27 protein-coding genes are annotated in these 26,190 nt (G+C 60.6%); 13 read left to right on the top strand and 14 right to left on the bottom strand.

The genetic code is table 11. The features are described 5' to 3' along the window. Positions 1 to 129 precede the first annotated feature (129 nt). On the bottom strand, positions 130 to 294 hold the full coding sequence (locus AB3X98_RS10740; RefSeq protein WP_368603866.1) for a hypothetical protein: 165 nt from the start codon (positions 292 to 294) through the stop codon (positions 130 to 132). 405 nt (positions 295 to 699) lie between these two features. Then, positions 700 to 1,617 (bottom strand): O-antigen ligase family protein, encoded by a 918-nt coding sequence (locus AB3X98_RS10735; RefSeq protein ID WP_368603865.1) that lies wholly within the window; start codon positions 1,615 to 1,617, stop codon positions 700 to 702. 709 nt (positions 1,618 to 2,326) lie between these two features. Here AB3X98_RS10735 and AB3X98_RS10730 point away from each other — a divergent pair. Then, positions 2,327 to 2,698 carry a CidA/LrgA family protein gene (locus AB3X98_RS10730; protein ID WP_069267653.1) on the top strand — a complete coding sequence of 124 codons (372 nt, stop codon included), beginning with the start codon at positions 2,327 to 2,329 and terminating at the stop codon, positions 2,696 to 2,698. Further along, positions 2,695 to 3,438 (top strand): LrgB family protein, encoded by a 744-nt coding sequence (locus AB3X98_RS10725; protein ID WP_368603864.1) that lies wholly within the window; start codon positions 2,695 to 2,697, stop codon positions 3,436 to 3,438. The genes AB3X98_RS10730 and AB3X98_RS10725 overlap by 4 nt, the downstream gene beginning before the upstream one ends. A 612-nt stretch (positions 3,439 to 4,050) precedes the next feature. Here the strand turns inward: AB3X98_RS10725 and AB3X98_RS10720 are convergent. Beyond that, positions 4,051 to 4,440, bottom strand: coding sequence for a hypothetical protein (locus AB3X98_RS10720; RefSeq protein ID WP_368603863.1), 390 nt, complete (start codon positions 4,438 to 4,440; stop codon positions 4,051 to 4,053). Beyond that, positions 4,437 to 5,447 (bottom strand): PRTRC system protein D, encoded by a 1,011-nt coding sequence (locus AB3X98_RS10715; RefSeq protein ID WP_368603862.1) that lies wholly within the window; start codon positions 5,445 to 5,447, stop codon positions 4,437 to 4,439. The genes AB3X98_RS10720 and AB3X98_RS10715 overlap by 4 nt, the downstream gene beginning before the upstream one ends. 944 nt (positions 5,448 to 6,391) lie before the next feature. On the opposite strand from AB3X98_RS10715, the gene AB3X98_RS10710 reads away from it, so the two are divergent. The 4 genes from AB3X98_RS10710 (at position 6,392) to AB3X98_RS10695 (ending at position 8,208) form a co-directional block, all read left to right on the top strand. After that, positions 6,392 to 6,937: a hypothetical protein gene (locus AB3X98_RS10710; RefSeq protein WP_368603861.1), complete on the top strand. Its 546-nt coding sequence runs from the start codon at positions 6,392 to 6,394 to the stop codon at positions 6,935 to 6,937. A gap of 139 nt (positions 6,938 to 7,076) precedes the next feature. Continuing rightward, positions 7,077 to 7,304: a hypothetical protein gene (locus AB3X98_RS10705; protein WP_368603860.1), complete on the top strand. Its 228-nt coding sequence runs from the start codon at positions 7,077 to 7,079 to the stop codon at positions 7,302 to 7,304. A gap of 500 nt (positions 7,305 to 7,804) precedes the next feature. Then, the gene (locus AB3X98_RS10700; protein ID WP_368603859.1) at positions 7,805 to 7,963 is read left to right on the top strand and encodes a hypothetical protein; all 159 of its coding nucleotides are present in this window, start codon (positions 7,805 to 7,807) and stop codon (positions 7,961 to 7,963) included. Beyond that, positions 7,960 to 8,208 (top strand): hypothetical protein, encoded by a 249-nt coding sequence (locus AB3X98_RS10695; RefSeq protein ID WP_254320346.1) that lies wholly within the window; start codon positions 7,960 to 7,962, stop codon positions 8,206 to 8,208. Before AB3X98_RS10700 ends, AB3X98_RS10695 begins: the two co-directional genes overlap by 4 nt. Before the next feature lie 1,298 nt (positions 8,209 to 9,506). Here the strand turns inward: AB3X98_RS10695 and AB3X98_RS10690 are convergent. Next, positions 9,507 to 9,713, bottom strand: coding sequence for a hypothetical protein (locus AB3X98_RS10690; protein WP_368603858.1), 207 nt, complete (start codon positions 9,711 to 9,713; stop codon positions 9,507 to 9,509). Between the two features lie 501 nt (positions 9,714 to 10,214). On the opposite strand from AB3X98_RS10690, the gene AB3X98_RS10685 reads away from it, so the two are divergent. After that, entirely contained in the window at positions 10,215 to 10,343 is a 129-nt protein-coding gene (locus tag AB3X98_RS10685) for a hypothetical protein (RefSeq protein ID WP_368603857.1), read from the top strand. A gap of 902 nt (positions 10,344 to 11,245) precedes the next feature. On the opposite strand, the gene AB3X98_RS10680 is transcribed toward AB3X98_RS10685, so the two are convergent. Next, positions 11,246 to 11,401, bottom strand: a complete 156-nt coding sequence (locus tag AB3X98_RS10680) for a hypothetical protein (protein ID WP_368603856.1) — start codon at positions 11,399 to 11,401, stop codon at positions 11,246 to 11,248. A gap of 75 nt (positions 11,402 to 11,476) precedes the next feature. Between AB3X98_RS10680 and AB3X98_RS10675 the strand changes: the two genes are divergently transcribed. After that, positions 11,477 to 11,692 (top strand): hypothetical protein, encoded by a 216-nt coding sequence (locus AB3X98_RS10675; protein ID WP_368603855.1) that lies wholly within the window; start codon positions 11,477 to 11,479, stop codon positions 11,690 to 11,692. A 138-nt stretch (positions 11,693 to 11,830) separates the two neighbouring features. Here AB3X98_RS10675 and AB3X98_RS10670 read toward each other — a convergent pair whose 3' ends face one another. Genes AB3X98_RS10670 through AB3X98_RS10660 form a run of 3 tightly spaced genes read right to left on the bottom strand, consistent with a single transcriptional unit; the run spans position 11,831 to position 14,292 of the window. After that, positions 11,831 to 12,634 (bottom strand): hypothetical protein, encoded by an 804-nt coding sequence (locus tag AB3X98_RS10670; protein ID WP_368603854.1) that lies wholly within the window; start codon positions 12,632 to 12,634, stop codon positions 11,831 to 11,833. Positions 12,635 to 12,688: 54 nt separating this feature from the next. After that, on the bottom strand, positions 12,689 to 13,144 hold the full coding sequence (locus AB3X98_RS10665) for a hypothetical protein (protein WP_368603853.1): 456 nt from the start codon (positions 13,142 to 13,144) through the stop codon (positions 12,689 to 12,691). 59 nt (positions 13,145 to 13,203) lie between these two features. Continuing rightward, positions 13,204 to 14,292 (bottom strand): integrase domain-containing protein, encoded by a 1,089-nt coding sequence (locus AB3X98_RS10660; RefSeq protein WP_368603852.1) that lies wholly within the window; start codon positions 14,290 to 14,292, stop codon positions 13,204 to 13,206. A 325-nt stretch (positions 14,293 to 14,617) separates the two neighbouring features. On the opposite strand from AB3X98_RS10660, the gene AB3X98_RS10655 reads away from it, so the two are divergent. Further along, positions 14,618 to 14,827, top strand: a complete 210-nt coding sequence (locus AB3X98_RS10655; RefSeq protein ID WP_368603851.1) for a hypothetical protein — start codon at positions 14,618 to 14,620, stop codon at positions 14,825 to 14,827. A gap of 36 nt (positions 14,828 to 14,863) precedes the next feature. Here AB3X98_RS10655 and AB3X98_RS10650 read toward each other — a convergent pair whose 3' ends face one another. The 3 genes from AB3X98_RS10650 to AB3X98_RS10640 all read right to left on the bottom strand — a co-directional run bounded on the left by AB3X98_RS10650 (position 14,864) and on the right by AB3X98_RS10640 (position 17,944). Further along, the gene (locus AB3X98_RS10650; protein WP_368603850.1) at positions 14,864 to 15,028 is read right to left on the bottom strand and encodes a hypothetical protein; all 165 of its coding nucleotides are present in this window, start codon (positions 15,026 to 15,028) and stop codon (positions 14,864 to 14,866) included. Positions 15,029 to 15,845: 817 nt separating this feature from the next. After that, entirely contained in the window at positions 15,846 to 16,682 is an 837-nt protein-coding gene (locus AB3X98_RS10645) for a glycosyltransferase (RefSeq protein ID WP_368603968.1), read from the bottom strand. Further along, positions 16,682 to 17,944: an oligosaccharide flippase family protein gene (locus tag AB3X98_RS10640; protein ID WP_368603849.1), complete on the bottom strand. Its 1,263-nt coding sequence runs from the start codon at positions 17,942 to 17,944 to the stop codon at positions 16,682 to 16,684. Before AB3X98_RS10640 ends, AB3X98_RS10645 begins: the two co-directional genes overlap by 1 nt. A gap of 247 nt (positions 17,945 to 18,191) precedes the next feature. Here AB3X98_RS10640 and AB3X98_RS10635 point away from each other — a divergent pair, with 247 nt between their 5' ends. The 4 genes from AB3X98_RS10635 to waaA all read left to right on the top strand — a co-directional run bounded on the left by AB3X98_RS10635 (position 18,192) and on the right by waaA (position 23,291). Continuing rightward, the gene (locus AB3X98_RS10635; RefSeq protein ID WP_368603848.1) at positions 18,192 to 19,586 is read left to right on the top strand and encodes a phosphomannomutase/phosphoglucomutase; all 1,395 of its coding nucleotides are present in this window, start codon (positions 18,192 to 18,194) and stop codon (positions 19,584 to 19,586) included. A 189-nt stretch (positions 19,587 to 19,775) separates the two neighbouring features. Next, complete coding sequence (gene waaC / locus AB3X98_RS10630; protein WP_368603847.1) at positions 19,776 to 20,771, top strand: lipopolysaccharide heptosyltransferase I; 996 nt, start codon at positions 19,776 to 19,778, stop codon at positions 20,769 to 20,771. A gap of 242 nt (positions 20,772 to 21,013) precedes the next feature. After that, a complete protein-coding gene (locus tag AB3X98_RS10625) occupies positions 21,014 to 21,898 on the top strand; it encodes a Kdo hydroxylase family protein (RefSeq protein WP_368603846.1) in 885 nt (294 codons plus the stop codon). An 85-nt stretch (positions 21,899 to 21,983) separates the two neighbouring features. Further along, positions 21,984 to 23,291, top strand: a complete 1,308-nt coding sequence (waaA, locus tag AB3X98_RS10620) for a lipid IV(A) 3-deoxy-D-manno-octulosonic acid transferase (protein WP_368603845.1) — start codon at positions 21,984 to 21,986, stop codon at positions 23,289 to 23,291. Between the two features lie 148 nt (positions 23,292 to 23,439). On the opposite strand, the gene AB3X98_RS10615 is transcribed toward waaA, so the two are convergent. Together AB3X98_RS10615 and AB3X98_RS10610 are read right to left on the bottom strand one after the other, a co-directional pair. Next, a complete protein-coding gene (locus tag AB3X98_RS10615; protein WP_368603844.1) occupies positions 23,440 to 24,552 on the bottom strand; it encodes a glycosyltransferase family 9 protein in 1,113 nt (370 codons plus the stop codon). Positions 24,553 to 24,769: 217 nt separating this feature from the next. Then, positions 24,770 to 25,441 carry an isoprenylcysteine carboxylmethyltransferase family protein gene (locus AB3X98_RS10610; RefSeq protein WP_368603843.1) on the bottom strand — a complete coding sequence of 224 codons (672 nt, stop codon included), beginning with the start codon at positions 25,439 to 25,441 and terminating at the stop codon, positions 24,770 to 24,772. Positions 25,442 to 26,190: the final 749 nt, after the last annotated feature.

The raw sequence follows: 26,190 nt of genomic DNA, 5'->3' as shown, positions 1-26,190 counted from the left end.
CCAGAACGGCGCGTGGCAGACCGAAACGACTTGTGGGCTCGAGCATTTCAAGACGCAAAGGAACCCTACTATCGTCCGCACGAGGACGATCGAGTCATGCTGACGATCCCAGCTACACGGGGAATTAAGTCATGCCTTTGTATAGCCCACTTTGATTTGGGCAATTAACATGCGCTGCCTTAGCGCGCGAGATTTAAATTCCGCGAGCAACGCCATACCATGCTTAACGGAGCGCGAGGCTTCAGCAAGGATCGGAAACGGTTGAACGATCAGTGAGTCGCCGGTGAACATCATTGCGCTGGCCAACAGTGCCGCTTTGGATATCTTGTGAGCCTTGCGACGTGAGACGTCTCAAAGGTGCCGCAGGGCAGTCAGAGGATAGACCGTCGGTGCCGGTGGCGGGGTGTAAAAAGGGGGCACACAGCGCGCTCCATATGCGAGTGAATAGTGTGCGGAGTTCGTATTAACAGTATGAGAAAAATCAAGTGCTTTCTTCGCGCGCCATGTGATCGTGCGCGCTCGTGCTGCAGCGGCGCCACCCCTGGTTAGCAGACTCGTTGTGAGTTCGCTCATAGTAATCGCCTCGGGGGGGCGTCGCCAAGTCCTCTGAAGCCTAGCATAAAAGAATAGCCCCACGCCGAGGTCGGTTACCAAACCGATGCGAAGCGGCGGTTCGTTGCTCACCGCCGTTCGTGACGATCAGCCTTCGAAAGAGTTGATTTTATCATCTGTGCGTTGCACGATCGCCGCGAGAACGGCCATCATGGTTGCGTAGAAAGACACCGTGCTCTTCAGGTCGAATGTCTCAACCGTCAGCCCGAAGACGAAGAACATAAGGACGAAGGACAGGCCCATGAGCGCCGTGCGTCGCGTTGTCCTCGATGCGGACTTGAGCTTCGCCGCGAAAAAGACCGCCGGCACGACGTAGATCGCAAGCAGGGCGAGGCCGCCCACAATGCCGTAGTTGGCCATGTAAGCGAGAAACTGGTTGTGCACTTCGCCTTCTCCGAACGTTGCCGCGGTAGGGGTCAGCGCACCTTGCTTTGCCATCAAAGTCATCTTGTCGCGAAACCCGTCGCCACCGAGTCCAAGCACCGGATTTTCGGCAATCAGCGTCGCAGCCGCTTCATAGAGCTGCAGACGGATGCCGACTGATGTGTCGCGGTGACCTTGCGTGTACTGGGTCAGGTCGGACGACACCCCGTTCACGCGATCGCGCACTGTCCCCGAGAGGCCGTACACGAGCCCGAGTAGCACCGCAACCGTCACAGGCATGAGGACCTTCCAGTGAAACGACTTGTTGCGCCCGAGTTCCCAGACGATCAGCAAGGCAACAAGCGGGATCGCCGCCCAGCCTCCGCGCGCGCCAGACAACATCGAAACAGCAAGGCCCGCAAACAGGCCCGCGACCTTGAGCGCTCGCCAGAGCGCCGAGTCCTTGCGCCACCAGTTCATTGCGATCGCCGACAGCACGCCGAGCGCGAGTGCGAGATCGCCAAAATGGATCGGGTTCAGGAAAGAACTGCCGATGCGACCTTCGCCCCAATCGCGCGGCATAAAAAGGGCGAGCGCGAGCGCGGACAGGGCTCCCAGCGTAAAGGAGAGGTCCGCCCACACGAAGATTCGCGGCGGCGCGCGCCGCAGGGCGAGAAAGATCGGGATCGCGAGCAGGAACCGCGACGGCGAGTCCCAGGTTTTGAACATGGGATGCCCGTGCGAGAGCGTGCTGAGCGCGACGGCCGCAACCGGGGCGCAAAGGGCGATGCATAACGCGAGTTCGTAACGCTCAAGCCGCGCATAGCCATAGGGCGCGCCTGCGGGCCGCGAGCAGAGTGCCACCAGCGAAATGACACCCGCACCGATCGATACGGCGCTCGAAGCGCCTTGCACGAGCATGGCAATCGAGGGAAAGGCGAGCAGGAAAGCCGCGGTCAGCCAGTCGCTTGGCGCGGTGCGTCGGGAATCAATCGTAACTGCTGTCGGCATCACTACACTGCTGTTATCTGTATGGGAGGGCGGTTGTTTGGACTACGTCCCCGTGTTACGTCCTCACTACGCAGCTTTGTGGGTGCGAAGCTTGACGAGAATCGCACTATTGTACGCGGACATTTTCCACATTCGAGTCCACCCCTGGAAAACTGTGCACTACTTTGGTGAACGCGACCGGCCGGATAAAAATCGGGAGCAAACGGAACGCGTACGTTTTATAGCCGCGAACGAGGAGCGCGCACATCGCCCACAGGTATGAAGATTCACTACACCTCCCCGCCATTGGGCTACACTGCGCGCGCCGCGCATGTTTCCAGCCCCCGCCATAGTCTCAGCCATGCTTCGTTCCCTTGCCGCCCTCCTGATCTTCCAGTGTCTCGGCGAGAGCGTGTCCTACGTGTTCTCGCTGCCCGTGCCCGGTCCCGTGATCGGCATGCTGCTCCTGTTCGCCTTCGCGTTGATGCGGCCCGCCGCCGCCGAGGCCATCGAGCCGACCGCACTCGAATTGCTGCGCCATCTCTCGCTGCTCTTCATTCCGGCGGGCGTCGGCATCATGGTGTCCGCCCAGGCCGTGCGCGGCGAGGCGCTCGCCGTGATTGCAAGCCTCGTCGTGAGCACGACGCTCGGCATCGCGGTGACGGCGCTCGTCACGCGCGCGCTGCTGCGTCGCCAACGACGCAACCCAACGGCCGGGGAGGGCGCATCGTGAATAGTCACCTGCCCATCACGAAACTCGACGCCATCTGGGTCTATCTCGCCGCCACGCCGCTGCTCGGCTTGACGGTGACGCTCGTCGCGTATCTCATCGCCATCAATATCTACGCGCGTGCGAAGCACAATCCGCTCGCGAACCCGGTGCTGATCGCCGTGGCGCTCGTCGTAACCGCGCTCAAGATCACGGATACGCCGTATCGCACGTATTTCGAGGGCGCCCAGTTCGTGCACTTCCTGCTCGGCCCCGCCACGGTTGCGCTCGCGCTGCCGCTCTATCGTCAGTGGGGCAAGCTAAAGCGCGGCGCGTTGCCGTTGCTTGGCGGGCTCGTTGCGGGCTCGCTCACGGCGATCGTGTCGGCGGTCGGCGTCGCGAAGCTCTTCGGCGCCTCGCATCAGACCATTGCCTCGCTCGCGCCGAAGTCCGTTACCACTCCTATCGCGATGGCCGTCGCCGACAAGATCGGCGGCATCCCATCGCTCACCGCCGTGCTCGTGATATCGACGGGCGTGTTCGGCGCGGTGACCGCGCGCTGGATACTCAACGTGATTCACGTGCGTGAAACAGAGGTGCGTGGCTTCGCGATCGGCGTCGCGTCGCATGGCGTCGGCACCGCGCGTGCGTTTCAGGTGAGCGAGGAGATGGGCGCGTTTTCCGGGCTTGGCATGGGCCTCAACGGTGTGTTCACCGCGTTCGTCGTGCCTGTATTGCTGCCAGTCCTTCTGCGGTGGATGTAGAAAAATTTTCGGCGCTGGTGGCGTGCTGCGCCAGTAGGAACTGGGCAGACCGGTCGTTTAGGCGCCTAAACGGCTAAAGCCGGAATGGCGCTGTTTCTGTGAAGCTTTTGACGGAATCCCGGCTCGTAGACGGTGCCGCCGTCGGTTCAAATGGTTCACACCTTGCGTTTTTAGTTAAGTTGATGTTTTTTAAATGAAAAAGCCAACTGGAAGGAGCGCTTCCGTTTAGGCGCCTAAACGCGATCCTTGCGATATTTAGATTAATTGTTGAGCGATGAAGAAGTTTTTTCCTCATTGTCTGACATTGGATGGGTAATCCGACCCGAAAACTGATTTTCGAGGCGCTACGCTCGGCATGATACGAAGCAATTGAATCTGTGCCGGCCGCTGAGCCGCCGTTCGGCGACGACAACGTCGATTTGCCTGCCAGTCATCGACGAATACGCGTACCCGTGTGTGTCGGCCGATTGCCGCATCTACAGCGCGCACCCTGTATCCCCGAAGCGCAAAATAGACCATCGCCGAGTCGGCGGTTGGCATTTCCTGGCTCGCCGCCGTGCCAGTTATCGCGATGAGCATATTCGGCGCCGTGAGCGCACGCAGCGCACTTCGTCACCGGGTGTGCGCCCATACTTGGCCCTGTTCGGGGAGGTCAATTGTGCGACCCTGGTCGAAGTAGCCCGCTAGTTGGTTGCCCAGATCGGCGCTGAGACCCGGAGCAATGTCCGCTGCGTTGCCTGCACGCAGGATCTCCGGAGATTCGGGCACGCTCACTTTGTTCGTTGGCAAACTCGACGTCGTCGCGCTCGCTGGTACGGGCGATACAAGTGCAGAATCTGAAATAGATCGTTGCCGTAGCAACTCACGACGAAGCATCGCCTCCGCAAGCGCCTTCAACAGCATTGTGCGCTCGTGCGCCGATACACAACGGCTCAATCGTTCATACAGCAACGGTGAGATGAGAGGGTTGATCGTCACCTGCATCACGATTTTGTCACTCATGCCGCGCCGTCTTCACGCGCAAGTCCAGCTTCGCCGATGATCAGGAATCCGTGCGCGTTTGCGAGGCACGGTGAGTCAATTTGTTCAATGACGACGCGAGGGAACCTGCAACGGATCGCCGGGGCGAAAAGGTTCGCACCGCCTCCTGAAAGAATGATTGAGCGCACGTCGGGAAGGGCGCCGACGTGGCTCTGTACCGCCATCGCAACGTCGGCAATGATCGGCGCTGCCAGCGCGACATACGGCGCGAGGTCAATATTTTTGCCATAAAAGAAGAAGGGTGTCTTCTGTCGCAGTGCCTTGTCGATGCGCTCGATTTCGTCGACCTTTTCGTTTTCGTCGCGTGAAATGAGGTTAGCGATGTGCCGGGAGATCTGCGATGTGCCGACAGGAATACCGCCGCCGCGGTTGTAATCCATCGTGAAGCCGTTCGTGTAGACCCAGTCCGTCGTGAAGTAGCCCACGTCGACAACCAGGTGCGCATCGTCACGTCCGAAACTGCCTCCGCGGGAACTGGTCGCTTGCACGAGCGAACCGAGGGGCTGCGGGATGACAACTACCTTCTCGACTACGACTCGACCGTGTCCGAAGTCATGCTCCCCGATGAAGCGCTCCTTTAGCGTTGCTGAGTACTTTTCGGTATTGCGAACGGGCAAGCCAAGAACGAGATACTTGATGCGCGTGGCGCCGGATAGATGAATCGCTCCAAAGAGGAGTGCCGCGTAGTCACGACTCAGCGCGTAGTCGTTGCCGAGCGCACGCCCTGTCCTGTCATAAGCCGCAGTGATCGGCACGTCTGGGCCAACCTCATAGTCGATGCGGTCGATAGTGATCGTCGCGACTTCACGCGCGCCAAAAATGCTCTCGCTATCACCCGAATGCGTGCGGAGCGGGGCCAGCGGCGTGAGAGACGGAAATATGCCAGTCACGACCGCGCCATTCGCGGCACGGTATGCGTACTTTGTATTTCCGTAGCCGACGTCGACGGCGAAGACCGGGGTTTTCATAGTGTGTGTCCTTTAGAGGAGCGTGGCAGGGTTGAGCAGATATCGACTGCACGTCGGGAGACTCGCTTTGCTTTTCTAAGGGCCTCCAATTCCATCCGGGGATTGCTTCGCATGCAATGCAATCTGGGGACATGCTTCGACTTTGCAGGGACCAGTCTACCGAGTTCGACGACACTCCAGTTCGGCGAAATCTCACAAAAACAGGGGCTCTTTTGCCCGCTTTCGTTTGCCTCTTCCGCGCCGATCGACCGCTTCGAGGCGGGGGTGTGGCGCGGGAACACTGCATACGGTCCGAGCATCCTGACCGTGCTGTAATGCTTGCAAAACCAGGTCGGCTTTCGGCGCGTTGGAGTTTGCAGGCGCCTGCGTGCTAAAACCCGGAAAGCTCATCAAAAACGTATAGCTTTCCAGATTAAATTGCGCAGGCGCCTTGTCAACGCAGGTGCGCTAACTTGCCATCGAGGATGCCGTGCGGGACTGGAACGCTAGCGCGGTTCATCGGGAGTGAACGTGCCCGATCTGTTTGTGCTTCTCACGATCGGCTGTCTTGACTACTGGTTCAGCACACGCTCGCGCAACGCCCGCCGCGACGACAGGCCCAATCCGTGGCACGCAGCCCAAGAGGAGCCTAGATGGCTCCGTGCCTATAGCTGCACGGCGAGACGAGCGGAGCCGACTTGTCTATCGTGCTCAACGCCTCAATTCTCGAAAGTGAAATGGTCTCTCGCCGAGATTAGCTGCGAGATAACTCTCAAGGCGTCGCAATTATTGCCGTTTAAATGATCGCTTCGCCGCGCTCTGTGATGCGTGGTGAATTGATCAACTTTCTTGGCGCTGGCGACAGCGTGCGCGTATGCCCTTGACGAGTAAGTGCCAGAAGGGCCACCCGTCGCATTGCGGCAAGAGGCTACCGTGAGCTGCACCGTCTCACATAGAGAACCAGTATGACAAACAAAAAGAAGCCGCCTTTAGGCCTGAATTCCGAGCCGACCGTGCGCGAGGAAGCGATCGACCTTCGTTCGCAGTCGCACACGCAGTCGCTTCTCGCCAAAGACCTTGGCGACGACACTGGGAATGCTGTCACTGAGAAGCGCAAGGCGCCCCCGGAAATGTCCGCGCGCGAGGTGACATTGCTGGTTGCTTCGCACCGGCAGATAAAGGATGAGCTAACGGCAACACGAGAGCAGGTGGAGTCAGTCAGCAACGAGATGGCTAGGCTGCATGCGCTGTACGACGCAAGCCAGGCAGAAGAGCTTCGCCTGCGGCGCGAAATGGAACAGATGCAGCTCGAACGGCGGAAGACCCAGGAAGCGAACGATTACCTGCGCAACGAACTCTTCCTCGTCTCAGGCAGTAGGAGCGCACTTCACCAGCAGATCAGCGAAACTGAGCGCGAGCGCGACGCTGCCCGCCGAGAGGCCTCGGAGATGCGGAAGCAGCTGCAGAAGTGGGACTACCGAGGCACGGGGGCATCTGCGCCACATTCATGAGCAGTGCAGCAAGCGGCTCACCGAGTGGCGGCAACTTGACGAGAAGATCGAAGCGCTGAAGGCCGAAGAAGCCGCGATCGGCGCGAAGCTGCAGGAGCGCAAAGCGGCGCTCGAAGCTTGTACCCGTGTCGACGAGCAAATGAACGCGCTTTGGATCGACTTCGGTGATTTTGCGCAGCGGTACCACAGTGCCCTGCGACTGAGCGCCGGCGAAGGCAATCCCGAGCGATACGAGGCGATCTTCGGCGCGCTTGCAGATGTCGTCGGCAAGCCCCACATGGAGATCGAGGCCGCGAGCAAGGGCCGCCGCTCCAACATGCGGGTGCGGAGAACGCGGCGACGCGGGGGAATGGCGCGTTCCACATGAACCGGAATGACCAAGGAAAAACGGTTGTGCACCCAACCTGAAGAGGCTGTCGTAAGCCGAAAGACGATTGGTGTGAATGCAGCTGAAGCCATGAAGCCGAGCGGTCAGTCGCGCGCGTAGAGATGGCCAGAGAAATGCAGTACGAGTAAGACCGTGCGGGAGCCAACGTGCGCTCTCAGCCGGGGGCTGCTCGCGATAGGTTGTGCGCCATTACATGCACCGAAAATTTTTGCCTGATTGCAGCAAGTCCAATGCGGCGCAAGCGCTTCAGCTGCGGTTCTACCCCGCTGGCCATGCGGCGTGGCGAACGCCAGCCCAATGATCGCCTTGCGTTGGCTGAGCATGTGGCGGACCACCGACCTCCCTGCCGTCAGGACTACGGAGTAGTGGCGCGGCGACGCGAACTTGACATTCCCCACAGCGTGCAACGATGGACTCAGGCTCCGGTGACGCAGCGCGTCGTGTTGTGCATCAGGGCCTAACGTCAAGGGAAAATCGACATGGAATATGAACGCCTCTATGCCATCCTCCACGGCCAACGTCTGGATGAGCCACTCTCCTTGATCTATCTTGCGGCGCTGGTCGCAGTAGCGATCGCGGGTTGGAAATTCGGCGGAGTTCTTTTCGACGCACGACATCGCCCGGAGGACGAGCAATGAAAGGTCTCCAGGCAGCAGTGAGAATATTTCTAGGCTGGCACTGGCTTGCGCGCCGCGCTTCGATTGCGATCTTCTGCTATCTGCTCGCGCTTGTCGGTCTGTTGTTTTACGCAGGGGGTATGCCGGAGGGCGGCAAGTTTCTTTTTACTGTTGGCAGCTTGGGCTTTAGCTGGGCGATCGGATTCCTCTATCTGATACGAATGATTTTTTTCCTGCTTCTGCGGTGCCGTCGCCTGTTTATGTAGATCTGGACGCTTCGGACGGGCCACGAAGCAGTGGCTCGCAACCGAGGGGAAACACCGTCGCCCCGTCTTTTGCTCTACCGACCTTTGTCCATCGGATCGGATCAACGGAAGCGTCGGGTCCTCACCAAGCGCTGCTCGAATCGAAGGCGCGCGTGTCCAACGATGCGAGCGGATCGGCGATACAGCTCGACAAATCGCCTTGTCAGCGGCGGGCCTTTGAGATTACAGGGTGGAAAGGGCCGGAGACGAGTTCCGTGCTACCGGCCGAACCTCTGACTCCTTCCACGGATAGACGACTGGGGCCGGCTTTTTTACACCTGTGAATTGCACTCGTGATAGTCGAACCCGCCCGCCCAACGCCCGTTCTGCATGAAGAAGCGCGGCGGAGTTCTGCACCGGCTGCGGGACGTATGGCGAGAAAGCCGAGTGATTTGGGGCTTCTATCGCCAGACCAAGCGCCGAAAGCTCGACAGAAATTGCATCATTCCGGGTTTAGCCTTTTAGGCGCCTAAACGAGAAATTGGCGAAACGGCGCGCGCTGCTTGGGGACACCGAGTTTGCCTATGCACGGAGACAGTGTTTTGCGGCGACATGAGAGGCGGTTCCCAGCATCAAGCGACTGGAGCCAGCGCGCGCCTTGCGTGGACGCACTCGCGGGCGCCTGCGCGACCGGGTTTCAGCAGAAATTGACAGACTGGCTGGGGCAGCCCTTCGTCGCGAAGAGGGCCTGCCGCAGCCGTGATACTCTCAATACTGGTGTCATCTACGGACGGGGAGTGACGTGACGATGGGTTGGAGTTTCTTCGCACTGGCTGTCGCCCTCGTGCTCGGCGCTTTGGGCCTGGTCATGGACCACAACGGTCGCAAGGCGGACCGCGAACGCGTAACCGGTGGGCGGCGATACAACGGAGATTGAATACAGATTCTCCAAGCTCGTAGCTAAAGGTAGCGTTCGCGGATCTCCTCATGCATAGCATGTGCGGCCCGCTTGTTGGCAACAGGCGACCCCGGAAGAGCAGGGGCATATCGGATAGTGAAAGGAGCGGTTTATTCCCGCGTCCCTGTCAATGGGCGACTAAAACGAGGCGATATACGCGTTTTTCTGAAACAATTGCGGGATTTCTGCCAGAAAAGTAGTGCAATCGTTGCAAACCCAGAATTAAAGGTTGCCGGCAGTCGCGTGTCGGATCGTTGGGGCACACACTATTGGCTCCTCGGCGACGAACGGCGGATCAAAAGCTGCGTGAAAAGTGTCATCATTTCGCTAAAAGCGTTGCAGGCGCCTGCAACGCTTGGCCTCACCCTTCACGTCGCCTGATGGATCCAAAATAGCTCGGCTTGGTATTGTCGCGATGTTCGTCGAATTTGGCCTGTGCGGCCTGGCCATCATCCCGGATCGAGACCGCCAGCAAAGCTGGGAGCGCCGTGCAAACAAAGGATGTCCGCTCCACGGAGGAAATAACAATGAGCTTCGCTTTTTTTGCTTTGATTATCGGGTTGGGCATCTGCTGGTATGGCGGCTATATGACGAGGAAGGGCCGGGAGGCGGATCGTGAACGCCGTTCGCGATCGGACTGAGCGGACGACAGCGTGAGCCTCGGTTGCCCCGTCGTTGCCGCGCATTCGGGTGCGGTTATTTGCATTGCTGGGAGTTCTTCCGAGCGTTTGATGCCCGGCGCCTAGGCGTGCACGGGAAGCTTGAGTGGCTATCCAGGTTGAAGGCTGGCGGGCGCTCTACATTGGACGCATCGCAGCGGTTGGAACAGGATGCGCACTTTTCGACGAACAGGCGAGGGCGGCTGCTGATGGTTAAGCACGTACACCGGCGCGGTGTTACCCTATAACTGGAACGCATCCACGGTCGGAGAAACATGATGGGCTGGAGTTTTGGTGCACTGGGAGTCGCTATCTTACTAGCCGCGATGGGCCTGATCATGGATCGCAACGGTCGCAAGGCCGACCGCGAACGCGCAACTCGAGGACGTCGATAACAACGGAGACTTCATATGGGTTTCGGCATTGTCGCGATGATCGTCGCGTTGGGTCTGTGCGGTGTCGGCATGATCGTGGAGCGCAACGGTCGCAAGGCTGACAGCAAACGTGCCAAAAGAAGACATCTAGTCCGCGGAGAATAATCATGAATTTTGGACTCTTTGCTCTGGCTATTGCGTTGTCCTTCTCCCTTTACGGCGGCTATATGGTGAAGAAGGGCCGTGAGGCGGATCGTGCGCGCCGCTCGCGGACGCAGTAAATGGGCACGGGCAGCCTTACTCTATACACCGCTATAGACTACTGTCAGAGACGATAATGGGCGGGAGTTTCGCGGCCTGGCAGTCGCCATCACGCTCAGCGCGTTTGCCTTGGGTTTGGGCCATAACGGCCGCAAGGTCGACCACGAGCGTGCAAACAGAGGGTGTCGACTCCACGGAGAATGAGCATGGGTTCTGCACTTTTTACTTTGGTTGTCACGTTGGTCATCTACTTTTACGGTGGCTATATGGTGAAAAAGAGCCGTGAGGCAGATCGCGAGCGCCGCTCGCGTTGGCACTGAACGAACGACTGCTGTTTCAGCTTTCACTATCGATTTCAATAAAGGCCGCGTTTTCGTACGCGGCCTTCTGTATTTCTGGCCGGTTTTGTGGATTTGATGCTTGGACTTCTTCGCCCTGCACGCCGTGCGCTACACCTGTCGGCGTAATCGACAAACCTCGCAGCCTGTCTTGCGTAGATGGTGCGAAGGAGCATTGCCTGCGTCCGTGCCTTACCCGGAGCCGCTCGCTGGTTGTGACATCACGACGAATGATCGGAACGTGAAGAACGTTGCGTTCCAACGCGATGCCGGTTCTTGACACGTGCCGACGCCATTCCATTTGAAAGCCGTCGCCACTCCCTGTCGTCCGTGCTGCAGGTGTCTCGACTGGCGTCGTTCTGTGTTCATTTAGATTTCCTGACGACATTCTCCGCCGCAAGCTTGACTTTGCAATGGTGGGGGAATACTGGGCTGGCGAACGTCCTCCGGAACGAGGCGATCGCTAACCTAGCTAACAGGAGAGCTGAAATGATGTTCGATGAAACGCCTCGATGCCAGCGCGTCCGGGATCTCGGGTTTGCTGAATTCAGATGCGGTGTTGAGATGACGAACGGACAGCACGACGAACCATACGCCTTCAATGGCGCAGCCGATGGTTTGCATTGTCGCCGTTGCTTGATCGGATGCGTTGACAAACGGGACAGCTGGATAGCTTCCTATGTCCGTACGAGGCTAAGAATGATGGCGGGCGATATCTTTTCGGTATCCCGCCACACCACCGACTTCGCTGCGCGTGCGTTGCAGGATCGTTTCTTCTCGGATACAGATGTCGCGCTGAAACGAATCCTTGATCTTGCCGCTCTACGGTATCTGCGCGATGGTTCGATTACTGTCACGCAGGAGGACGTGACGGACGCGTTGCGCTTGTTAGTCATGGAGGCCAGCCGCCCGTGAAGCGTCGGACAGGCGAGAGCCAGAATTCGAATCGGCACACGCCGGAACGTGCATAAACCGATCGACGGACACTGAGTGCAAGTGTGCCGTCGATCCCCTTTGTAGCGGCGTCGTTACACCATGTCGTGTTGAGAGCCGTTAATCAAGCGCTGCTGCCTTCGTCCGCTTACGGTTCGTCGCTGGGGCAAATTCGGCACGCCACTCATCCTGCGAAATGCATGGTAGTCCGAGTGCCTCAGCGACGCGTTTGAACGCACCCGCTGTGTCGAGAAGATCGCGCTGCGCGATCACCTTGTGGGCGAGTCCATGCATGATTTTCTCGGGCGCGCCATTGAGTCGCGCTGCGGTCAATTCGGTTTCGAAATCCACCGCGTGATTCAATACAGCGGCGATCGGCATCTTGAATTGCTGAGCCTTCGCAAAAGACGTTGATGCCGGAAGCGTTGCCTCGGGCAATAGCGTGATCTCCGCTTCACGCGCATATTCGGCCACGATGGGGTAGACCTCCTCAAGGGCGGCGTTCGCTGGGGCGTCGGTACAGAGGATCCGGATGCAGGACGCAGCCACACCCGCTGCACTTAGTTCCGCAAGCGTTCCTACGGCAGCCTGCTGTGATGCGGTGTCCGGAGACGTCGAAACGATGATCGTTTTCAGTTCGGTAAGAACAGGGCGCCTTGCCTGGATGAATGCGATCATGGCTTTCCGGTCTTCAGGCGTCACGTCGATAATCCCCCCGCGCCGGGATGTCATCAAGGTGCAGTAGTGATCCTGAAGTGCTGTTTCACTTGCCGCCAAATGTATGTTGCTCCCTTGTTCGCCGGACATATGAAGCGGGCCGGGATTGATAAGCAATCCTCCAGTCTGTGCGTGAAGAACTTGCGCTGCTGACGTTTGCGCGGCACCGTTCGAGCTTTGAAAGTGAGCCACAATCAGATGAGTCATGGTTGATCCTTCGATGGTTGCAGGTGGAGCGATGAAAGGCATTAAGAACGTTGCTTACTTGCGATTGACGTCGGTGCGAACCGTATCCTGTGCATACGCTTCGCGCTTGGCCCGGCGTCTGCGACTGCGGGCGAGTTGCGAGGATTCGAGCGGCTGGTAGGTTCGCAAGCGAAATGCGTCCCACTGTCGGTTCTCGATGGGGCGACGAATACGCGGGATCACAACAGAGCGCAGAACCTTGCCGCTGTAGCCTGCGTGCAGGCATACAAGGAGCACGGCGCTAAGTGCGACCAGCGCGTCATCGACATGGCAGTCCCGGTAGTCGAGATGGCGCGCGTATGCATGAAGCGCGTCTTCCGGAATACCGAGAATGGAAGTGGGCGACAAGCCGAGCGATTGAAGGAAGTCTTCAAACTGTCGCCATAGTGGTAGCAGCGCTTTGACGGCGTTCTCGCTGCTGTATCGGTTAAGCGCGCCACGCGCTTCCTCTGTGAGTGGGGATTCCAGCATGTTGTCTTGCTCCTATGTAAGTGTTTGGTTTGCAGCCGTGAGGTAATTTGTAGTGCAGATTAAAAGAATTTTTGTCTGGGCCTGTTTCCTCCATGATTCGTTTGAAAACGGCGTCCACGCGCTGGCCTTCGCCGCCTGTCGGCAGGCTCGTGAGACGCGGACCGATCCTCTGGGCGGCTCGTCGCGGACACCGAGGTGTCCTTCGTTTGCTTGCGGGGAACGAAGTCGCTCGGCAAGTGGATTTTTTCTGGGAACCGATGGCGGATTTGCCAGCAGTAGACCTCGAGAATCATCTTCACCCGCGACGGTCCGTGACCGAGGCGATCCGAGAGCTGGGTCAGTACATCAACAGGAGATACGCCGCGATCCAGTGCGGCGTTAGCGAAGTCGACTGCATACGTGAATCTCAGACTGTGGCTCGCAAGTTCGCGACGCATTGGCAATTGCTCAAAGCGCGATTTCAGGCGGGACTTTGCGCTTTTAAGATCGTCGTGGCAGCCGCTCACCAACTCAAAGTCGCGATCGCGGCAGAACGCCAGCGCTGCGTTGATTGCGTCGAGCGTCTCGTCGATATGGTCGGCCAGCACTTCGGTGCGGCGCGGGCGGCCGTTCTTGGCTCCGCGTTCGACAGGCAGGCGTCGATCTCCCTGCAAGATTAGATCTCGCCACGTTTCCAGTGACTTGCCGCACATGAGTGCCTCACGCATGCGAAGTCCAAGCCAACGCATCAGGCGAATCACGTGCACGACGCTGCTGTCGAACGCCTGCGCTGCGGCGAGCAGGTCGCTGAATTCCTGGGGCGTACGCGCTCGATGCCTGCCATGCCGGTCTCGTCGCTCGAGCTGGAGGTCTCGACTGCGGGTTGAGCGGGACACATTCTGGCCGGCCGTACCTTGAATCACTGAGAGCGACGCTCGATAGTTCGCGAGGGTGCCAGGTTTCATCGCCCCGGCAACGAGGAACCAGACGAAGTATTCGAGCATCCAGTCTTCCGCCTGGTCCACCGCTTCCAGCGTGTGACCAACGCGCGCGGCGAAACGCGAGAACTCGCTCCAGTGCAAGCGGCGGTGCTTCTGTGAGTCTTTGCTTCCGCCGGCGTCCCGACTCATCTGCGCGGCGTGGTTGACGCCTCTTGATCTTCGTCCCATAGGGTTCCTTTCCTGTGGCTGGCTGGTTTCTCCGCCTGTACTTCAGCCTCATGCGCGGGGCGGCGACGCACATGAGGGCACCCGGTTGCCACCGGCTGCGGTGGCGTCGTGTCCGCAACGGACACGTGATTGAGCAGTGCCAACGAGGGTGCGACGTTGACCTGCTGTGATTCGGAAGTGCAAAAAGATGGGCAGAGGCGGTTTAGCTGAGGGTCCCCGGTTAGAACCGGTGGAAAGGTCTGCGCTTGGAAATGAGAGCCCGGGGGCGGTATGAACACCTTGCGTCGCAAGGCGACGCATTCGATGTTCAACCGCATTTGTGTGCATGCAGCACGTGGGCGATGACGGCTCGCGTGAGGGCGAGCACGATGTGGGCGGATTCTCGGGTGAACAGGTCACGTCGGGATCGCGCTTGAGGGCGTGTGAACGGGTTGATGTGCGCCAGAGCGGCGCGTGGCAGACCAGAACGTTCGATGAGCTCGAGCGTTTCAAAGATGCGAAGAAGGACCACGATTGTCCGCAAGCGGACAATTGAGACATGCTGCTGATCCCGGTTGCACCAGGAGCTCAGTCATGCCTTCGCGTAGCCCCCTTCGATCTGGGCAAGTAACGTGTGCAGCGTTCGGGCGGGAAAACGCAATTCCGCACGAAAATGCCACACCACGCTTCGGGGAGTACTTGGCTCCAGCAAGGCGAGGAAAGGATGAGCGGTCAGTGAATCGTCGGTGACCATCATTGCGTTGGCCAAAAGTGAGGCTCAAGGCCTTCTTTTGTGCAAGTCAGATCTGTTTAGCGCCTTGCGGCGCGAGACTTTTCAAAGGTGTCGCAGGACCGTCAGCGGATAGACCGTCGGTGCCGGTTAGAGATGTATGAAGGGAGGTATGCTTCGCGTGAGCTCACACCAAGGTTGTTGAACCAGCAGGCGTAAGCGATGACGAGAATGATGAGGCGACCTGGAAGCCGCGCGCAGTCACGAAGCGACCATGCGGGGGGTAGCACGAATGCATAGGATATTCGCCTACGTCGGCGAAAAAACCGACCACTCGACGGGCTCCCCGAAAGGGAGCATTGCATTCTTCGGTCTAGCCTGGTGAGGCTAGATCAACGTCTCAAAAGAATTTTGGGCGATAAGACCCCTTACCCGCAAAAAGCGGTTTAACGGTCGATGCTCTGATGAGCGACAGCAGCGACATTTAATCTCAATCGTATGAGGATAGTCAAGCGCTTCCTTCGCGAGGTGCATCATTGCCGATGCCTATACGCTCATCGTTCCGATCGCGGAACCGTGCTGGCGGCTGTTGCCCGGTAGACCTTGCGGCTTGCGCTAGGCGAGCCGCGCCCGAGGTTACGCCGCGCGGCAAGGACGTGTCCCAGCAAGCGCGGGCAAAGGCACTTGCCACGTTTCCCAAGCCGTGCCCGCGGCTTAAATGCGCGGGGAGCCATATTGGGACTGGATCTGTTGGCTGCCGGCGCGGGTCTGGACGGGTTGGGTGCGTGTTGAGGTCATCTCCTGATGCCACAACGAACAGCAGAATCGCCGCTGTGGTGGCTTGCTACGTGCCTTGGGCAAACAGCGCGCGCTTCATCTTCTGCAAGGTGCGGTACGGCGTCACGAAGTGAAGCAGGCTCTTCGCCACGCCTGCCCAGTCACGCCAGTTCAGCACATTCAGATAACACAGTTGCAGGCGCAGCGTCGAGACGATCTGCCGCCGCCGCTTCGTCGCGCTGATGCCGCCTTCGTTCAGCTCATAGTAAAGGCCAAGCTCCGGCAGATTCCCGCACTCGTAGCGCTCCATCAGTCGCAGGAACAGGTCGAGGTCCTCGGCGGCCGGATATTGCCCCCGATAGTTGCCCACCGCGAGCACCGCATCGACGCGCAGCATCACCGAAGGATGCACGAGCGGCGAGCGCAAGAGCCGCGAGCGACGCAGCGCGCGCGCATCGGCGCTCGGACGCAGCATAAAAAGTGGTTCTCCCGCGCGATTGACCACCTGGGTCCACGTGCCGAGCGCCGCGAGCGTGGGCTCCGCTTCCATACGCGCGCGCTGTTTCGCGAGGCGCTGAGGCGCGGCGAGATCGCCCGCGTCGATACGCGCCGCGTAACGAAAACCACTCGCCGCGAGCGCCTCGATGCCAGCCTGCAACGCGCGCTCGATGCCGCCGTTCTGCGCCATCCGCAAGACTTCCACGCACATGCCAGGCACCTCGGGCGCGACGATGGGCGGCGTGCTGCCATCATCGACGACGAGCGCATAGATCGTGGCGTCCTCATCGAACGAAGCGAGTGTGCGCGCAACGTCGTCCTGGCCGTTATATGCGGGCATAAGAACGGCGACATCGGCAAGCACGCCCTCGCGTGCATCGCGCAGTGGAAGCGCGGCGGAATTCATCATGAAACGAGCTTAAAGCGGATGTAGTAGAGGTTCACGCAGGTCGCCGCGAGATAGCCCGCCGCGAGGCCGCACAGCGCGCCATACGAGCCGAGTCGCGGTATCGCGACGAGATTCACGGCGAACGCCACGGCGAGCGCGAGCAGCCATTTCGCGAGCAGCACGAATTTCGCCTGATATTTGAGCACGACGAGGTTGCCGATGGCTTCGAGCCCTGCTGGCACCGAAAGCCACACGGCCCAACGGAAGATGCCGATCGCGCCTTCATAGTCCGGCCCGAACACGCGGCCGATGATGAAACCCGCGAGCGCGTCGAGCACGATCGCGCCGGCCACCATCAGCACGGCCGTCATCGCGAAGAGGCGCACGAGGTTGCGGCGCAGCTGCGCGGTCCGCTGGACGCGGTAGACGAAGGCGGGCGCGATCGTCTGCGAGAGCATGAGCGCGAGCGTGATCCAGTTCTCGTTGAGCTGCTGCGCGGCGGAGTAACGGCCGAGATCGGCGAACGAGATTGTGCGCTCGAGCATCAGCCGGTCGAGCTTCAGGAACAGGTACATGCAGATTAGCCCGAGCCAGAACACCGTGCCCGCGCTCGCGAAATGCCTAAAAAGCGAGCGGTCGACATGCCAGCCGAGCTTGCCGCCATGGCGGCGCCGGAAGTAGAGCACGAGCGCCGCGCCAATCGCCGCCGATTCGATCGCCCAGAGCCAGCCGAAGGTGGCGGGCGCGAACGCCGCCCGCGCAAGCAGGTACACGAGCAGCGCCTTGATCACCGCCGTCGTCATGCTCGCGAGCAATTGCGGCTTGCTGTACGTCATGCTCTGCAGCCAGGCGTTGATCACGCCCACGAACGGCTCGCGAAACAGCATCGTCACGGCGAGCCCGGCGAGCATCGCGCCGACCATCGGATCGGTCACGCCGAGCGCAATGCCGGCCCACGTGAGGAGCAGCGCCGCCGCCGACACGCCGATGCGCAGCGCGAACGCGCTCCCGAGCACGGTACCGAGCTGCTCCGGCGGCCGGTTGACGATGGTGGGCACGAGGATCTCGGCGCCGCACACCCATGTAATGGGGGCGAGCACGAGCAAAAGCGTATTGGCGTACTGCCACTTGCCGAATACGTCAGGGCCGAAATAGCGCGCGAGCACGCCGCTGATGACGATAGCCACCGCGATCTGCGTGACGCGCTCAAGCCCGAGCCACACGATGTTTGCAAACGCACGGGCGACGTCGGGGTTGCCAAAGCGCTTGAGGCTCAGCATCGCGCCTCGCGGTGGCGGGAGACGCTAAAAAAGGGGCAGGCACGCGGCATGCGCAATCTTTCCGCCATTTTTGACGAATATTTTGGCAATAAAAGGAAACGGCGAAGCATTAAAATGGGTGCATACCACTGCCGAAAAACGGCAATTATAGTTTGTAACGGTTCCCACTTTTCGTAACGCGAAAGGCTTTCAACTGCCTGTCCGTGTTACGAATAGACCCGAATCCCATCAGGACGTGAGCCCCAACATGATTTCGAAATCGATTTTCAAGGCATATGACATTCGCGGCGTGATCGGCAAGACGCTCGACACCGACACCGCGCGCGCCATCGGCCGCGCCTTCGGCAGCGAAGTGCGCGCGCAGGGTGGCGACGCCGTGGTGATCGCGCGCGACGGCCGGCTCTCGGGTCCCGATCTCTCGCGAGCGCTGGCCGACGGCCTGTGCGAAGCCGGCGTGGACGTGGTCGACGTCGGCATGGTGCCGACGCCCGTGGGCTATTTCGCCGCGAGCGTGCCGCTCAAGCTGGTGGGCGGCGAGCGCAACGTGGATTCGTGCATCGTCGTGACGGGCAGCCACAATCCGCCCGACTACAACGGCTTCAAGATGGTCCTGCGCGGCAAGGCGATTTACGGCGACCAGATCCTCGCGCTGTACGACCGCATCGTGGCCGACCGTTTCGACGCGGGCGAGGGCAGCTATACGAAGTACGACATTGCCGACACCTATGTCGATCGGATCTTGAGTGACGTGAAGCTTGCGCGCCCGCTGAAGATCGTCGTCGACACCGGCAACGGCGTGGCGGGCGACCTGGCGCCGCGTCTGTTCAAGGCGATGGGCTGCGAGCTGGTCGAGCTCTTCACGGAAGTGGACGGCAATTTCCCGAACCACCATCCGGACCCGGCGCACCCCGAGAATCTGCAGGACGTGATCCGGGCGCTCAAGGAAACGGATGCGGAAATCGGCTTCGCCTTCGACGGCGACGGCGACCGTCTGGGCGTCGTGACCAAGGACGGCCAGATCATCTATCCGGATCGCCAGCTCATGCTGTTCGCCGAGGAAGTGCTTTCGCGCAATCCGGGCAAGCAGATCATCTACGACGTGAAGTGCACGCGCAATCTCGCGAAGTGGGTGAAAGAAAAGGGCGGTGAGCCGCTCATGTGGAAGACGGGCCATTCGCTCGTGAAGGCGAAGCTGCGCGAAACCGGCGCGCCGCTCGCGGGTGAAATGAGCGGCCACGTGTTCTTCAAGGACCGCTGGTACGGCTTCGACGACGGCCTGTACACGGGCGCGCGTCTGCTCGAAATCCTCTCGCGCGTGGCCAATCCGAGCAAGCTGCTCAACGACCTGCCGAACTCGCACGCCACGCCCGAACTGCAACTGAAGCTCGAGGAAGGCGAGAACTTCGAGCTGATCGCCAGGCTTCAGAAGAACGCGAAGTTCACGGGCGAGGACGAGGTCATCACCATCGACGGCCTGCGCGTGGAATATCCGGACGGCTTTGGTCTTGCCCGCTCGTCGAATACCACGCCCGTCGTCGTGATGCGTTTCGAGGCTGACAACGATGCCGCGCTCGCGCGCATTCAGGCGGACTTCAAGCGCGTGATTCTTGCCGAGAAGCCGGACGCGAAGCTGCCGTTCTAAGCCTCCAGGGGCCGCTGTGCCCCCTGCGGCTCCTTGCGTTCATATGACGCGCCTAACGGCGCCGCGCCAGTTACGGCGCGGCGCCGTTTGCGTTCCTTTCCGCGCATTTCCCCGGTTTTTCTTTGCATTTGCGTGCGGCGCGCTAAAATTGCCCACCTTTTTAATCTGTCCGCACAAAGAACCCTGAGCGTGCAAAAGATCCTCATCGTGCGCGTGTCGTCGCTTGGCGACGTCGTCCACAACATGCCCGCCATCGCCGATATCCGGCGGCGGTACCCCGACGCGCAGATCGACTGGCTCGTCGAAGAGAGCTTCCAGTCGCTTGTAGAGCTGGTGGAGGGCGTGCGCCGCGCGATTCCGTTTTCGCTGCGCCGCTGGCGCAAGGGCCTCTTCTCTGCCGCCAACTGGCGCGAGATCGGCGCGTTCCGGCGTGCGCTCGTGGCCGAGAAGTACGACCTCGTGATCGACTGCCAGGGACTCGTCAAGACGGCGTGGGTGGCGAGCTGGGCGCGCGGGCCGCTCGTTGGCCTGGGCAACCGCACCGATGGCGCGGGCTACGAATGGCCCGTGCGCTTCTTCTACGACCGCTCGATTCGCATCGAGCCACGCACCCACGTGGTCGAGCGCACGCGCCAACTGGTTGCGGGCGCGCTCGATCTCGCGCCGCCGTCGCCCACCGACGACATCGAGTTCGGCCTCGACACCTACCGCGCCGCGCAGGCGCTCGCGGGCGTCGGGCTGAACCTGCCGGTCCCCTACGTGGTGTTCGTGCACGCCACGTCGCGCGCCGACAAGCAGTGGCCCGACCAGCACTGGATCGAGCTGGGCCAGGCGCTCGTGCGGCGCGGCGCGTCGCTCGTGCTGCCCTGGGGCAGCGAGGCCGAACGCGCCACGAGCGAGCGCCTCGCGCGCGAATTCGGCGAGGCGGCGATCGTGCCTCCGAAGCTCTCGCTGCCGGCGGTGGTGGGCCTGATCGACGGCGCGGCGGCCACGGTGGGCGTGGACACGGGGCTCGTGCACATCGCGGCGGCGCTGAAGCGCCCGACCGTCGAGTTGTACAATTTCGCGACCGCCTGGCGCACGGGCGGCTATTGGTCGCCGAACGTCGTCAATCTGGGCACGGCAGGCCAGCCGCCAACGCTCGCGCAGGTGAAGGGCGCGCTGGCGGGCTTCGGGCTGCTGTAGCGGCGCGCCGCCGCAGCGCAGGCGCCTGACAAACTGAGGGGCTGCGGCGCGTCAAGGCGGACCACTGAGGCTGCGGGTATAAGAATCGGCGCTCGCGAGGGTGCACAAATGTGCACGAGCGAGCGCCAGGGCTTCGCCGGCATGAATCGCGCGAGATGGCAAAGAGGCGGGCAACTGGGCACGCCACGCTCGCACCGCGCCACACCGGCAGGCAATCAGATCCATCGCTTCCAGGGGCGACCATGAACGAATCCCAGATCATCGAAATCACTTCCGCCGACTGGCATGGCCAGCAGCTCTCGCAACCGCGCGAGACGCTGCTCGACGCCGTCGAGCAGGGCAAGGTGCTGTATTTTCCGAACCTGGCCTTCGCGATCGAAGGCGGCGAGCGCGCGCTGCTCGACCCCGCGATCGCCGACCCCAAGCGCAAGAACATCAGCCTTGACCCGAACGGTGGCGCGCTGCACGGCGTGCTCGGCGACACTGTCACGCAAACGGCTGTGCGTGCGTTGATCGCGCGCTACCAGACCTGCGCTCGCACGCTGGTGGACGGCCTCTTTCCCGAATACACCGGCAAGCTGCGCGTGGCGCCTACGAGCCTGCGCCTGCACCAGGTGGAAACGCGTGAGACCTCGTGGCGCAAGGACGATTCGCGCCTGCACGTGGACGCGTTTCCCTCGCGCCCGAACTATGGCGAGCGCATCCTTCGCGTGTTCACCAACGTCAACCCGAACGGCGTGCCGCGCGTGTGGCGTGTGGGCGAACCGTTCGAGGATATGGCAAAGCGCTTCCTGCCGAACATCAAGCCGCAGTTTCCGGGCTCGGCGTGGCTGCAGAACCTCCTGCACATCACGAAGTCGCAGCGCAGCGAGTACGACCATCTGATGCTCAATCTCCACGACGGCATGAAGGCCGATCTCGACTACCAGAAGGCGTGCCCGCAGGAGACCATCGGTTTTCCGCCGGGCAGCGTCTGGGTGTGCTTCTCCGATCATACTTCGCATGCCGTGATGTCCGGTCAGTTCATGATGGAGCAGACCTTCTTCCTGCCGGTGAAGGACATGGTGCATCCCGAATGGGCGCCGCTCGGCATTCTCGAACGCCTCAAGGGCAAGGAACTGGTTTGAATCCACGTGCGATGAGCTTGCCGATCCACGCCTCCTGCCGCGCGGCCGCGGCGTTTCGCATGACCGTGGCCGACGCGGAGGCACGATGCTGAGAGCGATCTATCGCGCGGCCTGGTGGCTCATTGCCCCGCTCGCGGTGCTGCGGCTATTCATTCGCTCGCGCCGCGAGCGCGGCTATCGAGAGCATATTGGCGAGCGATTCGGCTATGCGGCAGGCCGTTTGCCCGAGGACGATGCGGCGCTCATCTGGGTGCATGCCGTCTCCGTGGGCGAAACCCGCGCGGCTCAACCGCTCGTCGACGGGCTGCTGGCGGCGCGGCCTGACGCGCGCATTCTGCTCACGCACATGACGCCGGGCGGCCGCGCCACCGGCGAGCAGCTTTTCGGCAATCGCGTGTTGCGCTGCTACCTGCCGTACGACATGCCGCACGCCGTGCGGCGTTTCCTGCACGCATGGCGGCCGTCGCTCGGCCTCGTGATGGAAACCGAGGTCTGGCCCACGCTCATCGACGAGTGCAAGCGTGCCGACGTGCCGCTCGTGCTCACCAACGCGCGCATGTCGGCGCGCTCGTTCAAGCGCGCGGCGAAGTTCGGCGCGGGCACGCGCGAGGTGTTCGGCGGTTTCACACGTGTGCTCGCGCAAAGCCCCTCCGATGCGGAGCGCCTCACCGCGCTTGGCGCGCGCAACGTGGCGGTGCTTGGCAACCTCAAGTTCGACATGGCGAGTCCGCCGGCGCTGATCGCGCGGGGCCGCGAATGGCGGCGCGCGATCGGCGAGCGGCCGGTGTGGGTGGCGGCGAGCACGCGCGAAGGGGAAGAGGAACTCGTGCTGCAGACCTTCGCGGCACTCAATGTGCCCGATGCGCTTTTGATCCTCGTGCCGCGCCATCCGCAGCGCTTCGATGAGGTGGCAGCACTCGTGGAGCGCAAGAACTACAAGCTTGAACGGCGCTCGCGCTGGGCGCCGCCCGCGACTGCGGCCGCTGCGGCGCACGCGGGCGTGCGCGTGTTGCCGCAGGACGTGAGTGTGCTGCTCGGCGATTCGATGGGGGAGATGGGCGCTTACTACGCTGCCGCCGATCTCGCGTTTATCGGCGGCAGTCTCCTGCCGCTCGGCGGGCAAAACCTGATCGAAGCGTGCGCCGTGGGCGTGCCGGTATTGATCGGGCCGCACGTGTTCAACTTCACGCAGGCCACCGCCGACGCCACGGCCGCGGGCGCGGCCTTGCAGGTTAAGGATCCCGCCGATCTCGCGCGCGCCTTGCACGAACTCTTCAACGACAAGCCGCGCCGGGTTGCGATGGGCGCGGCTGCGGCCGCATTCGCCTCGCGCCACCGTGGCGCGACGGCGCGCACGGTGGATGTTGTAGAGGCGCTCGTCTCGGATGTATGAATTCGCGCGCGGTAGCGCGTAGTTCGCTCAGTTCCACCGCGCTCGCCGCACCTCAATGGCAGGTTGTGCGTACACCGCTTGCCGACCTGAACGAGCTTTGATTGCGCCAAGCTCGAACAGAGCATGGCAATCGGTCTGCTCGCGCGGTTCACCCAGGCAGAATATCTTTCATGACATTCACCACATCATTTGGCTCAATGCTCGTCACATCACTGGCCCCCGTCAGGGGAGCACATTTAAAAAAATCGTTCTCGACGTAGCGGGTTCTCGGGTCAATGTCATTGCTAAACAAAGCGATGGTCGGCACGCCGGCCGCGTGCGCAATATGCAGAAGCCCGCCGTCCGCCCCTACAAATAGCTTGCTCTGACTTATCAGGGAAAAGCATTCATGGATCTTCAACTTGCCAACCAATGAGGTGAGCTTCAGATTCCTGAATTGCATGCCGATCAGATCGTTTGCTTCCGCGAGTCCATTATCCGATCCGACCAGGACGAACTCATAACGCGACAACCCCGCATCATCGTCGAGCCGAGCTAGAACCTCTGGCCACTTACCGTAGATACGGGGGGATTCCCTGCCGCCGACCGAAATGGCGACTCTCCCGGCACAGCCCTCCGATGCAAAATCATCGCACTTGGGAGCGTCGAGGACGAGTCTGGCACTTTTATACAGGTCCATCTCGGCGATGCCGCATTTCAGGATCTTGTTGAACGCGTAGTAGCTGAACTGTATGTGATTGAAATTACGTCCTGCATACCATCCGATCAGGCTGGTAAATCTGGATTGGCTCGCGTGCCTGATTTTCTCTTTTATTACACGAATTCCAAGCTTGTTCAGTATGACGAAATCGTATTCGCCAAAATCGACTTCACGATAATCCGTGTAGATTTTCGATATGTACCGGTCATGCCGAAAGAGCTCGGCCAGTGACGGGTCGAGCACAACATCCAGCTTGTAGGGGGTGCTGCCAATTAACGCGCGCCCGGAAAGGTCCATCAAAGCGTCGCCGATGTTGTTGACGCCGCTGTACGCCAATAAAATCCGGGCGCCAGCATGCAAGTCCGCGGCTTCCGTATACAGGCCGAGCTGCCGGTTAAATGAAAGTATCGACCATTTATGCAACTGCTTTTTCAGAAGCGAAATCTTCTTATAAAAAGAGAGATTCTCGACCTCATCCTGAATGATTCCCGGATGAGGAACGCGAAGGCTTCTATCTATAAAACCATGGACCGGTTCGACTTTCCTTTTTTCACTCTGCATGAGCCTGCCCGCAACGTCCTTATCCTTTGACCGAAAGCCTATTATGCCACCGTGTTTCTGATGTACTCGCGCTCCGGCGACGCCTTAGAATCGCTAGCGCAAGTCGTCCACGAAACGTGAACAGATAACTGCAGCAGCGAGGGACGCCTAAGGTAACCGGCGGCGAAGCCGTCCGGGTTGAACGGAATGTTAGGCCGCCCATCGACAGCATGCGCGACTACCAGAAAAGCGGCGCCAGCCGGTAGCGTACCCGGCCTCGATAGTCGCAGTAGCCCGCGAGGTTGGCCGCCAGGTAGACCTCCTCGCGCGTCAGCCGCCACACGATGACCGGGACGATCAAGGCAGCCGGGATAAGCGCCCAACACGAGCCCAGCGCGAGGGGTATTCCGGCGATCATGATCAGCGCGCCGGCGTACATGGGGTGGCGCACGATGGCATAGGGACCGGTGTCGATGACGTGCTGGCCCTCGGCGATCTCGATCGTGCTGGCGGTGAAAGTGTTCTCGCGGAAGGTAAGGAAAACAATCAGGAAGCCGAAGGCGATCATAGAGTCGCCAGCGAGCGAAACGGCGGTGGGCACCTGGGACCAGCCGAAGCGTCTGTCGAACCCCGACGCGGCGAAGATGGCCAGAAAGACAAATCCCGCCAGCCCCTGGACGACGTTCTGCATCGGATCGGGCTCCGAGCCAGGTACCGCCTTCACTCGCCGCTCCAGCAGCGCCCTGTCGCGGAACCAGAGCCAGACGGTGATGGCCCCGGCGCATCCAAAGAACACCGCCAGCATCGCCCACGCGCGCCCATCGTACAGCGTCCCCGCAGAACCGAAGAGCACGCCGGCGATGACCACGAACAGGAAGACGAAGCCCCTAAAAGCGCGCATTAGCAGCATAAGCAAAGCCCATAAGTGGCCGAATGCAGCACAAGAGTATAAACGCGGCGCAAATGAAGAACCGGCTGTCTTGAAGGATTTCCGTTTGCTGGCGCATGAATATGTTGATTTATTCGAGCCGCCGGCCTTCTCTCAATAAATGAGTACCATATCGTTGCGCACGTGCGGACGATCCGACTGGCTGCGGTGGCCTTGGCGCATGCGGGTGTGTGGTTGTTCCCTCAGGACGTATGCGCGACGACTCGCACGGTGGATGTTGTGCAGTCGCCCGTCTGCGATATGTGAATTCGCGCGCGGTAGGGCATGCGAAAGTCGCCCGGCGCGAGCCTCACAATGCCCACCTTGCCCACCGCACAAAGTCGATTCGATATGCTTTTGGCGTATTTCTTGACGCAACAGGTTCGTGACTTGAAACATGCCCGCGGAGAAAAATAAAAAGGATATCTAATTATATTTACATGAGATTGATAAATGGCAAGGCGAACGTGAGCATCAGAGCAAAGCGTGCGAACCGGGAAAGAAACCTCCACTGGAAATGTGGTGAGACAACAGTCGGCAACATCGATAGACAGGCGGCCTTCGCCACGCAGCCCCATCGCTCGCAAGCTAGACGCGACTGAATGCCCTTCAGGAGAGCCGCGATTCGGCACATGGATCACACGCAAAAAAAGCCTTCCTCTTCACACTGAAGCGCGTTGTTTGTTATTTGAAAGTCCGCGTTTTGAAAGGAGCCAGCGCGGCTATGTGAA

The sequence above is a fragment of the Paraburkholderia sp. BR14312 genome (assembly GCF_040948675.1).
Classification (GTDB): domain Bacteria; phylum Pseudomonadota; class Gammaproteobacteria; order Burkholderiales; family Burkholderiaceae; genus Paraburkholderia; species Paraburkholderia nodosa_A.
The sequence above is the reverse complement of the archived record's forward strand: the minus strand, read 5'-3'. Positions and strand labels throughout refer to the sequence as shown.